The organism is Tsukamurella ocularis, assembly GCF_024807615.1.
In the GTDB taxonomy this organism is placed as follows: Bacteria; Actinomycetota; Actinomycetes; order Mycobacteriales; family Mycobacteriaceae; genus Tsukamurella; species Tsukamurella ocularis.
Window position 1 is genome coordinate 664,264 of record NZ_JANUCJ010000003.1, and the last position, 12,572, is coordinate 676,835.

13 protein-coding genes are annotated in these 12,572 nt (G+C 70.6%); all 13 read right to left on the minus strand.

Annotation, left to right across the window (positions count from 1 at the left end; translation table 11 throughout):
• Window positions 1-24: 24 nt before the first annotated feature.
• Window positions 25-2,607 (minus strand): ATP-dependent Clp protease ATP-binding subunit, encoded by a 2,583-nt coding sequence (locus HNP44_RS14765; RefSeq protein ID WP_259141767.1) that lies wholly within the window; start codon window positions 2,605-2,607, stop codon window positions 25-27.
• Between the two features lie 285 nt (window positions 2,608-2,892).
• Entirely contained in the window at window positions 2,893-3,237 is a 345-nt protein-coding gene (locus HNP44_RS14770) for a histone-like nucleoid-structuring protein Lsr2 (protein ID WP_224645969.1), read from the minus strand.
• A gap of 182 nt (window positions 3,238-3,419) precedes the next feature.
• A complete protein-coding gene (lysS, locus tag HNP44_RS14775; protein ID WP_259141768.1) occupies window positions 3,420-5,204 on the minus strand; it encodes a lysine--tRNA ligase in 1,785 nt (594 codons plus the stop codon).
• A gap of 100 nt (window positions 5,205-5,304) precedes the next feature.
• A complete protein-coding gene (locus tag HNP44_RS14780; protein ID WP_259141769.1) occupies window positions 5,305-5,673 on the minus strand; it encodes a rhodanese-like domain-containing protein in 369 nt (122 codons plus the stop codon).
• A 158-nt stretch (window positions 5,674-5,831) separates the two neighbouring features.
• Window positions 5,832-6,665 carry a type III pantothenate kinase gene (locus HNP44_RS14785; protein WP_259141770.1) on the minus strand — a complete coding sequence of 278 codons (834 nt, stop codon included), beginning with the start codon at window positions 6,663-6,665 and terminating at the stop codon, window positions 5,832-5,834.
• Window positions 6,665-7,072: an aspartate 1-decarboxylase gene (panD, locus tag HNP44_RS14790; protein WP_259141771.1), complete on the minus strand. Its 408-nt coding sequence runs from the start codon at window positions 7,070-7,072 to the stop codon at window positions 6,665-6,667. Before panD ends, HNP44_RS14785 begins: the two co-directional genes overlap by 1 nt.
• Window positions 7,072-7,965 carry a pantoate--beta-alanine ligase gene (gene panC / locus HNP44_RS14795; protein WP_259141772.1) on the minus strand — a complete coding sequence of 298 codons (894 nt, stop codon included), beginning with the start codon at window positions 7,963-7,965 and terminating at the stop codon, window positions 7,072-7,074. Before panC ends, panD begins: the two co-directional genes overlap by 1 nt.
• Window positions 7,962-8,921 (minus strand): Rossmann-like and DUF2520 domain-containing protein, encoded by a 960-nt coding sequence (locus HNP44_RS14800; protein ID WP_259172140.1) that lies wholly within the window; start codon window positions 8,919-8,921, stop codon window positions 7,962-7,964. Before HNP44_RS14800 ends, panC begins: the two co-directional genes overlap by 4 nt.
• Window positions 8,922-9,029: 108 nt before the next feature.
• The gene (locus HNP44_RS14805; RefSeq protein ID WP_259141774.1) at window positions 9,030-10,253 is read right to left on the minus strand and encodes a DUF6779 domain-containing protein; all 1,224 of its coding nucleotides are present in this window, start codon (window positions 10,251-10,253) and stop codon (window positions 9,030-9,032) included.
• Window positions 10,254-10,289: 36 nt separating this feature from the next.
• Entirely contained in the window at window positions 10,290-10,817 is a 528-nt protein-coding gene (locus tag HNP44_RS14810) for a DUF3180 domain-containing protein (RefSeq protein ID WP_259141775.1), read from the minus strand.
• Entirely contained in the window at window positions 10,814-11,302 is a 489-nt protein-coding gene (folK, locus tag HNP44_RS14815; RefSeq protein WP_259141776.1) for a 2-amino-4-hydroxy-6-hydroxymethyldihydropteridine diphosphokinase, read from the minus strand. The genes HNP44_RS14810 and folK overlap by 4 nt, the downstream gene beginning before the upstream one ends.
• A gap of 61 nt (window positions 11,303-11,363) precedes the next feature.
• Window positions 11,364-11,747, minus strand: coding sequence for a dihydroneopterin aldolase (gene folB / locus HNP44_RS14820; RefSeq protein WP_259141777.1), 384 nt, complete (start codon window positions 11,745-11,747; stop codon window positions 11,364-11,366).
• A 1-nt stretch (window position 11,748) separates the two neighbouring features.
• Window positions 11,749-12,558 (minus strand): dihydropteroate synthase, encoded by an 810-nt coding sequence (folP, locus tag HNP44_RS14825; protein WP_259142239.1) that lies wholly within the window; start codon window positions 12,556-12,558, stop codon window positions 11,749-11,751.
• Between the last annotated feature and the right edge of the window lie 14 nt (window positions 12,559-12,572).

Consider the following 12,572-nt stretch of genomic DNA (forward strand, 5'->3'; position numbering starts at 1 on the left):
CTCGACGGAACTCCGCCGGCCGCGTTACGCGGTCTCGCCGGGAGTCGTCCCGGACGAAGCGTCGGCCACCAGGGCCGGCACGACGTCGTCGGACTTCTCCAGGTCGATCGCGGGCTTGGGCTTGCCCGCAAAGGTGAACTTCGCGTCCTCGCCCTTACCCTCGCCGTCCCAGCCCTCGACGTCGACCTCGATGATCTGGCCCGCGGCGATCTCACCGAACAGGATCTTCTCGGACAGCGCGTCCTCGATCTCCCGCTGGATGGTGCGGCGCAACGGCCGGGCACCGAGGACCGGGTCGAAGCCGCGCTTGGCCAGCAGCGACTTGGCCTGGTCGCTGACCTCGAGGCCCATGTCCTTGTTCTTCAGCGCGCCCGCCACCCGGTTCAGCATGAGGTCGACCATCTCGATGATCTGGTCCTGCGTGAGCTGGTGGAAGACGACGATGTCGTCGATGCGGTTGAGGAACTCGGGCCGGAAGTGCTTCTTGAGCTCGTCGTTGACCTTCTGCTTCATCCGGTCGTAGTTGGCACCGTCGGAATCGCCCGACGTGAAGCCCAGGCCGACCGCCTTCGAGATGTCGCCCGTACCGAGGTTCGACGTGAAGATCAGCACGGTGTTCTTGAAGTCGACCGTGCGGCCCTGACCGTCGGTCAGGCGGCCATCCTCGAGCACCTGCAGCAGCGTGTTGTAGATCTCGCTGTGCGCCTTCTCGATCTCGTCGAAGAGCACGACCGAGAAGGGCTTGCGGCGCACCTTCTCGGTGAGCTGGCCGCCCTCCTCGTAGCCCACGTACCCGGGAGGGGCACCGAACAGGCGTGAGGCGGTGAAACGGTCGTGGAACTCGCCCATGTCGATCTGGATGAGCGCGTCGTCCTCGCCGAACAGGAAGTTCGCGAGCGCCTTCGACAGCTCCGTCTTACCCACGCCGGACGGGCCGGCGAAGATGAACGAGCCCGACGGGCGTTTCGGATCCTTCAGGCCCGCACGCGTACGACGGATCGCCTTGGAGACCGCCTTAACGGCGTCCTCCTGGCCGATGATCCGCTTGTGCAGCTCGTCCTCCATGCGGAGCAGACGGGTGGTCTCCTCCTCCGTGAGCTTGAACACAGGGATGCCGGTCCAGTTACCCAGGACCTCGGCGATCTGCTCCTCGTCGACCTCGGCGACCACGTCGAGATCGCCGGCGCGCCACTGCTTCTCGCGCTCGGCGCGCTCGCCGATGAGCTGCTTCTCCTTGTCGCGCAGCGACGCGGCCTTCTCGAAGTCCTGCTCGTCGATCGCCGATTCCTTCTCGCGGCGCGCGTCGGCGATCTTGTCGTCGAAGGCGCGCAGGTCCGGCGGCGCGGTCATGCGGCGAATACGCATGCGCGCGCCCGCCTCGTCGATGAGGTCGATCGCCTTATCCGGGAGGAAGCGGTCGTTGATGTACCGGTCCGCCAGGGTGGCGGCGGCGACCAGCGCGCTGTCCGTGATGGAGATGCGGTGGTGCGCCTCGTACCGGTCGCGCAGGCCCTTGAGGATCTCGATGGCGTGCTCGACGCTCGGCTCGCCCACCTGGACGGGCTGGAAGCGGCGCTCCAGGGCGGCGTCCTTCTCGATGTACTTGCGGTACTCGTCGAGCGTGGTGGCGCCGATGGTCTGCAGCTCGCCGCGGGCCAGCTTCGGCTTGAGGATCGACGCGGCGTCGATCGCGCCCTCGGCGGCACCCGCACCGACGAGCGTGTGCAGCTCGTCGATGAACAGGATGATGTCGCCGCGGGTGTCGATCTCCTTGAGGACCTTCCGCAGGCGCTCCTCGAAGTCACCGCGGTAGCGCGAGCCGGCCACCAGAGACCCGAGATCCAGGGTGTAGAGCTGCTTGTCCTTGAGCGTCTCCGGCACGTTGCCGTTGACGATCGCCTGCGCCAAGCCCTCGACGACGGCCGTCTTGCCGACGCCGGGCTCGCCGATCAGCACCGGGTTGTTCTTGGTGCGCCGCGAGAGCACCTGCATGATGCGCTCGATCTCCTTGGACCGGCCGATGACCGGGTCCAGCTTGCCCTGCGCCGCCGCGGCGGTCAGGTTCCTGCCGAACTGGTCCAGCACGAGGGAGGTCGACGGGGTACCCGCCTCACCACCCGAGGTCCGGGCGCCGGCGCCGGCGGGCTCGCCGCCACCGCCCTCCTTGCCCTGGTAGCCCGACAACAGCTGGATGACCTGCTGGCGGACACGGTTGAGATCGGCGCCCAGCTTCACCAGGACCTGAGCGGCGACGCCCTCGCCCTCGCGGATCAGGCCGAGCAGGATGTGCTCAGTACCGATGTAGTTGTGGCCGAGCTGCAGCGCCTCGCGCAGCGACAGCTCGAGCACCTTCTTGGCACGCGGCGTGAAGGGGATGTGGCCCGACGGGGCCTGCTGGCCCTGCCCGATGATCTCCTCGACCTGGCTGCGCACACCCTCGAGGGAGATGCCCAGCGATTCGAGGGCCTTGGCCGCCACACCCTCACCCTCGTGGATCAGCCCCAGGAGGATGTGCTCGGTGCCGATGTAGTTGTGATTGAGCATCCTGGCTTCTTCTTGCGCCAGGACGACGACGCGGCGAGCGCGGTCGGTGAACCTCTCGAACATGGCCATTTTCCTCACATCCCGGTTACTTCGGGGAGCGGCCGAGGCCGAACCCGCAGTTAGCCGTCTGCATCAACGTCTTCTCACTGTAGTTCGGACCGGTCAGCGGTGGTGTCGGCAGTGCCCCGCAGCCGGGGCCCGCGGGCCCCGTCGCCCACTGGTCGAATCCTGATACACCAGGTCAAACGCGCCCCCGGCGGGTTTTGATCCCCGTTCCGCCGTGAGCGAAACGGCCCCGGACACGACTCACCCCGGCGCACCGGGCGCCGGGGTGAGGTCGAACGGGCGTCAGTTCGCCGCGTTGTACGCGTCGATCACGTCCTGGCTGATGCGGCCGCGGTCGTTGACCTTCAGGCCGGACTTGCGGGCCCAGTCGCGGATCGCGGCGCTCTGCGAGCGGTCGATCGGCGTACGGCCGCGCGGCGCGGCCAGGGCACGCGTACCGCGCTTGCGGCCGCCGGCCCGACGGGCGTTCTCGACCCATTCCTCCAGGGATCCGCGCAGCTTCGCGGCGTTCTTGGACGACAGGTCGATCTCGTACGTGACGCCGTCCAGCCCGAATTCCACGGTCTCGTCAGCGGTCTGCGTATCGTCCACGTCGTCGACCAGCGTAACGGTGACCTTGCGCGCCATAGTATTGGCCCCTTCTCGAAGTAATTGCTCCATTGCGTCGTTCAAATCGAGTGTATACACACTATTGACATTGTTTCGATTCGAGGCGCCGGAAATATGTCGCGATAGCGTAACGATCACGACCGAGAAGGAGCCGCATTCCGGCGAATCGCGCCCGATTCCGCGCAATTCACCGATTCGGACTACGGGAGTGACACCAGCGTGCGCACACGTTCCACGCCGATCGCGAGCAGCAACGTGGGCAGGCGCGGACCGGTATCGCTGCTCACCAACAGGCGGTAGAGCAGGACGAAGAATGCGCGCTGCGCAGCGGCGAGTTCCTTATCGCCCTTGACGATCTGATCCGCACCCAGCCCGCGCTGCACCTTCGCGACGCCGTACACCTGATGCGTGATTCCGGCGAGCGTCCAGTCGTCCTCGAGTCGCCCGAGACCGGCAGGGGCGGGGGCACCGGAGCCCTCGAGCAGCAGCCGCAGGCCCTCCCGCTGCTCGTCGGTGAGGGACGCCAGGAGTTCGGCGTCCGGTTCGGCTCGCACGACGGTGCGCTCCTCCGCCGGCATCTGCTCGGCCACCCAGGCGGTGGCGCGGTCCAGCCGCGGTCGCAGCGGGGCCAGCTCGTCCAGCGGCTGGTCGGGCTCGAGGGCGGCCAGGATGCGCAGGGTCTGCTCGTCGTCACCGGTGGTGATATCGACGACGGAGGCCAGCGTCTTGTACGGCACGGGGCGAGGCGTCAGCGGCAGCTCTCGCAACTGCCGCGATGCCGAGTCCAGCACGGACACCGCCCGGGCGTGCGCCGCAATGTCGCCGGGCTGGGCCTTCTCCCCGGCCGTCTTGCGGACCAGAGCGTCCCATTCGTCGTACGTGCGGGGCAGGTCGCCGTCCAGCGCCACGTCGAAGGACTGATTCGGCTTCTTACGCCCATACAGCCAGCGCAGCAGCGGCGGCTCGAGGTAGCGCAGCGCGACCGCGGCGGTCGGTACTCCGCCCTTCGACGACGACATCTTGGCCATGCCGCGGATGCCCACGAAGGCGTACATCGGTCCGAGCGGCCGTTTCCAGTCGAAGATCGGCGCCACGTCCTTGCCCACCGCGAACGACGACCCCGGGGATTGATGGTCGACGCCGGAGGGCTCGAAAGTGATCTTCTCGAAGGCCCAGCGCATCGGCCAATCGACCTTCCACACCAGTTTGCCGTCGGTATGATCGCGAAGAATCACCGTTTCGGTGTGCCCGCACCGGCAAACGTAAGTCAGCTCGGTCGAATCGTCGTCGTACGACGTTACCGTGGTGAAATCGGTACCGCACACCGAGCAGTACGGCTTGTACGGATAGTAACCGGAATCACCCGACCCGTCCGCTTCCTCCGCCGCTCCCGACGCCGCATCAGCCTCCGATTCCGTGACCGTTTCCGATGCACTTTCGTCCACTGCTGACGTTTCTCCGCGGTCGAGCGTCCGATAGCGTTCGAGGATGCTATCGATGCGCCCTCGTTGCGCCATCGCGTGCAGCACCTGATCGGTATATGCCCCAGAGGTGTACATGGCTGTCTGGCTGATTCCGCGGTACTCGACGCCCAGATCCTCTAGCGCGCCCTGCAATTCGCGTCGGAAATGCTCGGCCCAGTTCTCCGCATCGGAGCCGTGCGGCGCCGGGACGCGTGTCAGTGGTTTACCGATGTGCTGTTCCCAGGAGGAATCGACGCCGGGGACGTTCGGAACCTTGCGGAAACGGTCGAAGTCGTCCCAGGAGATGATGTGCTCGACCTGCAGGCCGCGGCGGCGCAACTCGTCGGCCACCAGGTGCGGGACCATCACCTCACGGAGGTTGCCCAGGTGGATCGGCCCCGACGGGGAGATCCCCGAGGCCACTTTCACGGGTGTCCCGTTCCGCTCGGCGAAGGCCACGGCCTCGTCCGCGAGGCGGGAGACCCAGTCGTCCAGGGGTGCAGTCACGGGCGCAGCATTCACGGGTGGTGATCCTACCGCCCGGCCGCGATCACCCCGGATTTGCTGCGGGCGAGACCGCCGCCCCGGGTCATCACGGGCGTGAGCGGCCCGCGGAGGAGGTTCAGGCCTCGTGGGCGGCGAACTGGGCGAGCGTCCGCTCGTAGGACTTGGTCACGCGCCCGGCGCCGGGCGTGATGCCCAGGGTCAGGGCCCGGAAGCCACCGTCGACCGACGAGGCCTGCACGCCCCGGTCCCGGAGCCGGGTGGCGATCGCGGCTGCGGTGGCGCCGTTGCCGCTGACGAGCAACCACTGAGCATCGGGGCCGGCGGCAGCGAGGCTGGTGGGGAGGCCGGGGACGAGCCGGGCCGCGACGGCGGCGGCGTCGAGGGCGACGGCACCGGGCAGGATGCCGTCGCGATTGCGCTCGGACTGGTCGCGGACGTCGACGACGATCTGGCCGTCGGCGGGGGTGAAGTGCACGGGGTGCATCGAAGATTCTCCAGGAGGGAGGCGGAGCGCGGAAAGCGCGTCCGGGCAGCGGAAGGGGGCCGGGTTCCTAACGGACCCGACAACACTCCATGCAGCTGCGCACCTGGCTCATGGCAGCGAAAGTAGCACCCCGCCGCGGCCTGCGGCAAGGGTTCGAATCATGCATGGCGCGAATCCCGCGCGCGCCGGTCCCGCTGCGCCCGGTTGGCGCACTCCCGCAGGTATACGGCCCGCAGACCCTGCAGCGTGAGGTCGGCGCGATGGTCGGTCACGGTCGAGCACTCGGTGGCAATGCCCTCGTCGAAACCGCCCGTCGCGACCACCCGGGCCCCGGGAACCACCTCGAGCGCGCGCCCGACGAGCGCGTCCACCATCCCGGCGAAGCCGTAGATGATGCCCGACTGCAGCGCCTCGACGGTGTTCTTGCCGACCACCGACCGCGGCGCGACGAGCTCAACGCGGCGCAGCGCGACGGTCCGCTCGGCGAGCGCGTCCAGCGCGCTCCCGACGCCGGCGGCGATCGCGCCGCCGAGGAACTCGCCCTTGGCGCTGACCACGTCGACCCGCGTCGACGTGCCGAAGTCGACGACGACGCACGGGGTACCGGCCGCCCGGCCGACCAATTCGAAGGCGCCGGCGGCGTTGGCGACGCGGTCGGTACCCACCTCGCGCGGATTGTCCACGAGCAGCGGCACGCCGGTCTTCACGCCGGGCTCGAGGATGACGTGCTCCGCCGACGGGTAGTAGCGCGGCATCACGGCGCGCAGCGAGCGCAGCAGCTCGGGCACTGTCGACAGCACGGAGACGCCCGTCACCCCCGCGGGATCGACGCCCGCGCCCGTGAGGAAGCCGCGCAGGATCAGCGCGAGCTCGTCCGAGGTCATCCGCGGGTCGCTGCGCAGCCGCCAGGTGCCGAGCAGTTCCTCGCCCTCGGCGGACGCGAACAGCCCGACGGTGACCGAGGTGTTGCCGGCGTCGATCGCCAGCAACACTAGACGCGCCCCGTGACCAGGCCGTAGCCGTCCGGCACATGGGCCGCGTCAGCGGTGAGCTCGACGGGCTTGTTGTCGGCGTCCACGAAGACGACGCTGGGCGCGTAGGTCTTCAGCTCGTCCTCGTTCAGCTGGCCGTAGGCGATGAGGATGACGATGTCGCCGGGGTTGACGAGATGCGCGGCGGCGCCGTTGATCCCGATGACGCCGCTCCCCCGCTCGCCGGCGATGGTGTAGGTCTCCAGGCGGGCGCCGTTGGTCACGTCGACGATGGCGACCTGCTCGCCCTCGAGCAGGTTCGCGGCGTCCAGCAGATCGGCGTCGACGGTGACCGAGCCCACGTAGTGCAGATTCGCCTCGGTCACGGTGGCGCGGTGGATCTTGCTGGTCATCATGGTGCGCAGCATTATTCGGCCTCCTCCAGGAACCCGGTGCCGATGGCGATGCCCACGTTGTCGAGCAGCCGGGTGTTGCCGAGCCTGGCGGCCACCAGCAGGCGGCCGTCGCCCTTCTCCGGCGCGACGCCCAGGTCGGGGGCGCGCAGCTCCAGGTACTGGACCTCGATCCCGGGACGCGAGGCGAGCACGGCGTTGGCGGCCGCCAGGATGGCGGGCTCGCCGCCCTGCGCGGCGTAGGCCCCGGCGAGCAGCGCCGCCGAGAGGGCCGTCGCGGCCTCGCGCTCGTCCTCCGACAGGTAGACGTTGCGCGAGCTCATCGCCAGGCCGTCCGCCTCGCGGACCGTCGGGACGCCGACGATCTTGACGTCCAGGTTGAGGTCCGTGACCATCTGCCGCACCAGCACGAGCTGCTGGTAGTCCTTCTCGCCGAAGTAGGCGGTGTGCGGCCGCACGATGTTGAGCAGCTTGTTGACCACGGTCAGCATGCCCGCGAAGTGCGTGGGGCGGCTGTCGGCCTCGAGGCCCACCCCGGCGGGGCCGGGCTGGATCGTGGTGCGCGGGCCGTTCGGGTACATGTCGGCGGCCGACGGGGCGAAGACCAGCTCGACGCCGGCGGCGCGCAACTTCTCGACATCCGCGTCGAGCGTGCGCGGGTAGGCGTCCAGGTCCTCGTTCGCGCCGAACTGCAGCGGGTTCACGAAGATCGAGACCACGACGACGGCGCCGTTCAGCTTAGCGGCGTGCACCAGCTCCAAGTGGCCCGCGTGCAGCGCACCCATGGTGGGCACGAAGGCGATCTGCCGGCCGGTCGACTTCAGCGCGCTGGTGACCCTGGTCAGCTGCGCCGGGTCGTGGTGCACCGTGAGCTGACCAGGGGTGTACGGACGGGTGGGTGCGCTCATCGGTTGTCCTTCTCGAGGGCGGGATCGATCATGGCTGATGTTCCGGATTGGGCCGCCGCGCGCCGGGATTGGGCGCGGTAGGCGTCGGCGATGGCCGGGTCGACGGTGTCGATCGCAGCCAGGTGGCGGGTCACGGCCGCGGCGTCCCCGCGGGCGGCGGGACCCGTGAGAGCGGACGGTCCGCGGGCGAGGGCGTTCTCGAGGGCGGCACGGACGAGCGGGGCGAGGACGCGCTCGGCGAGCGAATCGGCGGAGCCCCCGACGATCTCGGGATCGTCGAGCCCCACCCCACCGGCGAGGGCGGCGCGCAGCGCGACCACGGCATCGTCGACCAGCGCGACCAGATGGTTCGCGCCGTGCGCGAGCGCCGCGTGGTAGAGCGGACGGGCCGATTCCGGCACCCGGACGGGCTCGGCGCCGATCTCCAGCGCAATGGCCTGGCCGACGGCGTGCCCGATCTCGTCGGCGGCGGTGATGCCGATGCAGCACGTGGCGAGCCGGGCGGTGTCGTCGGGGTCGTCGACGAAGGTCATGGCGGGATGGAACGCGATGGTGGTGCAGCCGAGCCGCGCGAGTGGCGCGAGCACGCCGACACCGAGCGCGCCGGAGGTGTGCAGCACGATCGCCGACGGGTTGATCCGCGCCGCGAGGTCGTCCACCAGCGCGGGGAGCTCGGTGTCCGGCACCGCCAGGATGAGCAGCTCGGCCTTCTCGGCGATGACCGCGGGGGCGTCGACGCGGGCCTCGGGCAGGCGCTGCGCGGCGCGGGTGCGGGAGCGGCCGGACGGCGCGGACGCGGCGGTGACGATGTGGCCGGCCCGTTCGAGGGCGGCGCCGAGTGCGGTGCCGACGCGGCCGGCCGAGATCACGCCCACGGACAGTCGCGCGGGGGTGGGGGGATTGGGGATGCCGGACAACTGGTCCACGGCATCGGGCGAGTCCGAGAACTCGGGCATGGGCGTACGCCTCCAAGGGTCGTTCCAGTCCCGCTCCGCGGGTACCAGACGGTCACCGAAAGGCTATGCCCGCACGGCCGAACGGGCAACGACGTGTGAGCTAGATCATCACTCCGGCTTGCGCCGGCGGCCGCCGCTCGAGCGCTCCGTGTCGGCGTTCATCCGGGCGATCAGATCCGCCACGGTACTGCCCGACGAGTGCTGCCCGGCGTGACTCGCTTCGACCTGCTGCTCCTGCCGGTCCTCGGGCGCCTGCTGCGGCGGGGTGCGCTGCTGGTCCTGCGCCCACGGCCGTCCCTGTGCCTGACCCGCCTGCTGCGCGTCCTCGAACTGGGGGGCCTGCGGGGGCGCGGACTGGAACGGGGAGTACGGCGCCGCCGGGGATACGGTCGGCGGGTTCGACGGGGCGTCCGGCGTGTACGGGCGCGGCGGCAGCGGCGAGCGGTAGCCGGACTGTGGCGCGAGCGGCACGAAGGGCTCGGCGACGTGGTCGACGTGCTCGACGTCGACGGGCGGCTGCGTATCCGGGGTCGCCGCGGTGGCGGGCGCGGCGGGTGCCGCGGACGGCTCGTCCGCGACGACGTGGAAAACAGTGGTCGGCGACTCCTCGTGCGGCCGGTCGGCGGCGGGGTTGCTCGCCGGCCCGGACGGCACCGTCGGACCCGACGGACCGGGCGGGACGGGGGCGGCGGGCACCTCGGTCACCGTGGCCTCGTCGATCGGCTCACCCGCGACGGACGCTGCACCGTAGTAGTCGTCGACGGCCGCGGCAGCAGGCTCTGGCACACCGGCGAAGTCCTGCTGCGCCCGGAATCGGTCGTCGTCCTCGAAGACCGACTTGGCCCGCTGGGCGTCCAGGGCCCGCTGCTCCGCCGCGGCGTACAGCTCGGTGTACGACGGGCCCAGATCGCGGCCGAGCAGCTCCTCGAGATTGGCGCGCAGCGCCAGGACCTCGGCCTTGAGCGCGGTCAGCTCCTCGTTGGACTCGCCCTTGAGCTCCGCGCGGATGTCGTGCTCCACCTGCAGCTCGTACTCGCGGCGCGCGCTGATCTCCCGCTCGAGTTGCAGCCCGTAGACGGTCTTGAGGCCGCTCTCCTTCGACTCCGCGGCGCGCAGGTCGCGCGAGTACCGCGCGATGAGGAAGGCCGCAATGACGAGGCCCCACACCAGCAGGATCAGCGAGACCAGGCCCCAGCGGCGGTCTTCCGAGAACACCCACATGCCGGTCCCGACGACCGCCAGCAGGATCACCGCACCGAGCATCCACTGCCCCGCACCCGAGGACCGTCGCGGGGCGCGCTTTCGTGAACTCGGGATAGGCGGTTGCGTCATATCCGCGACCTTACCTTTTACCTGAGGTCGGATTCCTCAGGCTGGCGATGTGTCGGCGGGCTGGTCGTCGGGATCGTCGGGTGTGCGACAGCAACGCTCGAGCCAGAGCGCGGCAGCCAGGAGCAGCAGCGCCCCGGCGGCGCCGATCCAGGCGCCCGGCCGGTCCGCGTGGGTGGCGGCCAAGGCAGCGCCCTCGGTGAGGAGGAAGACGAGCATGCCGCCGAAGAAGCCCAGGGCAACGGCGCCGAGGTACGCGGACGCCTTGGCGAGCGCCACGGCGCGGGCGACGGCGATCGGGTGGATCCGCCCGGGCCCCCAGCCGACCTCGCCGCGGCTCAGCCGCGAGCGCACGAGCTGGGCGATGTACAGGTCCGCCGCCGCCACGCCGTACAACAGCGCCCCCGCCCACACGGGGACGACCGGCACCACGGTGCGCACCAGCAGGTACGAGCCCAGGCCCACGCCCAGCACGATCACCACCAGCTCGACCCAACCGGTCGCGCGCACCGTCGGGCCGCCCGGCTCCTCGGGCGCCCGGTCCAGGCGGTTCGACGGTCCGCTCATAGGCGCGTCACCTCCGCAGTCTCGTCGGCGGGCAGAGCCCGCAGCAGGTCGCCAACGGCGCCGTGCCCGGGCAGCTGCGCCGCCGGATCGGCGTCCAGCCAGGGGATGAGGACGAAGGCACGCTCGTGCGCGCGGGGGTGCGGCAGGGTCAACTCGGGGTCGTCGGAGAGCACGGGCCCGTCGCCCTCCCAGACCGCGATCACGTCGACGTCCAGGGTCCGCGGGCCCCAGCGGACGTCGCGGACGCGCTGCGCGGCGGCCTCCTGTTCGCGGGCGAAGGCCAGCCATCCGGCCGCGTCCCGAGCCTGGTCGTCGACCAGCACCGTCGCGTTGACGAAGTCGTCCTGTTCGACCCCGCCCCACGGCGGGGTGCGGTACAGAGCCGACGCGCGCACCAGGGCAGGGCCGAGGGCGCCGATCGCGGCGCGGACGGCGACATCCGCGGCGCCGAGGTTGGCGCCCAGAGAGAGGACGGCGCGGCTCACTGTGCGCCCCGGGCGCCGGAGCGGAACCGGCGGGCGACGACCACGACATCAGCGGAAGGGGTCATTGGGGTACGCGCCTTTCCGCAGCCCGAGACCGCCGAGCCGTCACCGCAACGTCGGCGAAAGACAGCGGGATCGGGGCGGACGGCTTGTGCACCGTCACCTCGACGGCGTAGACCTTCTCGTCAGCGGCGATATCGTCGGCGATCTCCGCGGCGACGGTCTCGATGAGGTTGCGCGGCTCCCCCGCGACGATGTCGTGGGCGCGCTGCGCGAGCGCACCGTAGTCGACGGTGTCGTTCAGGTCGTCGGACGCCGCCGCGGGCCGCGAGTCGACCCACAGCACGAGGTCGATCACGAACTCCTGCCCGTCGCGCCGCTCGTGCTCGAAGACGCCGTGATTGCCGCGCACCCGCAGGCCGGTGAGCTCGATCCGGTCCGCCATGTCAGGCACCACCTTTCATCCAGGCCTCGGTCACGGCGATGGCGTCCGCCGTCGACCGCACGTCGTGCACGCGCACGCCCCACACCCCTGCCTGCGCGGCGAGGGCGGAGACCGCGGCAGTGGCGACCTCACGGCCCGCGGGTTCGCGGCCGCCGAGCAGCTCGCCGAGAAAGCGCTTGCGGGAGGCGCCGACCACGATCCGGAAACCGGTGTCCTGCAACGCCGGCAGGCCGCGCAGCAGCTCCCAGTTGTGGACCGCGTTCTTGGCGAAGCCGAGACCGGGGTCCAGCACGATCCGCTCGGGGGCGATGCCCGCGGCGATCGCGGCGTCGGCCTGGTGCAGCAGCTCGTCGCGGACCTCGGCGACGACGTCGTCGTACTCGGTGATCTCGTGATGGATGCCGGCCCACACCGGTCCCGGCGCGCCGGGCGAGGGCCGCCAGTGCATGAGGATCCACGGCGCGTCCGAGTCGGCGACGACGCGCGTCATGTCAGGGTCGGCGCGGCCGCCGGAGACGTCGTTGACGATCGCGGCGCCCGCGGCGAGCGCGGCGGCGGCCACGGAGGCCCGCATGGTGTCGACGGAGACGGCGATGCCCTCCGCGGCGAGCGCGGCGATCACCGGCACCACGCGGTCGCGTTCCAGCTCGGCGGGCACCCGGTGCGCGCCGGGCCGGGTCGACTCCCCGCCCACATCGACAATGGCGGCACCGTCGGCCACAAGCTCCCGCGCCCGTGCGACGGCGGCGCCGGGCTCGAGGTAGCGGCCACCGTCGGAGAAGGAGTCGGCGGTGACGTTGACGACGCCCATGATGAGCGTGCGGC

Coding starts and splice junctions, on each gene's coding strand:
- HNP44_RS14765 (WP_259141767.1), bottom strand. CDS start 2,607: ATGTTCGAGAGGTTCACCGACCGCGCTCGCCGCGTCGTCGTCCTGGCG.
- HNP44_RS14770 (WP_224645969.1), bottom strand. CDS start 3,237: ATGGCGCGCAAGGTCACCGTTACGCTGGTCGACGACGTGGACGATACG.
- HNP44_RS14780 (WP_259141769.1), bottom strand. CDS start 5,673: ATGCACCCCGTGCACTTCACCCCCGCCGACGGCCAGATCGTCGTCGAC.
- panD (WP_259141771.1), bottom strand. CDS start 7,072: ATGCTGCGCACCATGATGACCAGCAAGATCCACCGCGCCACCGTGACC.
- panC (WP_259141772.1), bottom strand. CDS start 7,965: ATGAGCGCACCCACCCGTCCGTACACCCCTGGTCAGCTCACGGTGCAC.
- HNP44_RS14800 (WP_259172140.1), bottom strand. CDS start 8,921: ATGCCCGAGTTCTCGGACTCGCCCGATGCCGTGGACCAGTTGTCCGGC.
- HNP44_RS14805 (WP_259141774.1), bottom strand. CDS start 10,253: ATGACGCAACCGCCTATCCCGAGTTCACGAAAGCGCGCCCCGCGACGG.
- HNP44_RS14810 (WP_259141775.1), bottom strand. CDS start 10,817: ATGAGCGGACCGTCGAACCGCCTGGACCGGGCGCCCGAGGAGCCGGGC.
- folB (WP_259141777.1), bottom strand. CDS start 11,747: ATGGCGGACCGGATCGAGCTCACCGGCCTGCGGGTGCGCGGCAATCAC.
- folP (WP_259142239.1), bottom strand. CDS start 12,558: ATGGGCGTCGTCAACGTCACCGCCGACTCCTTCTCCGACGGTGGCCGC.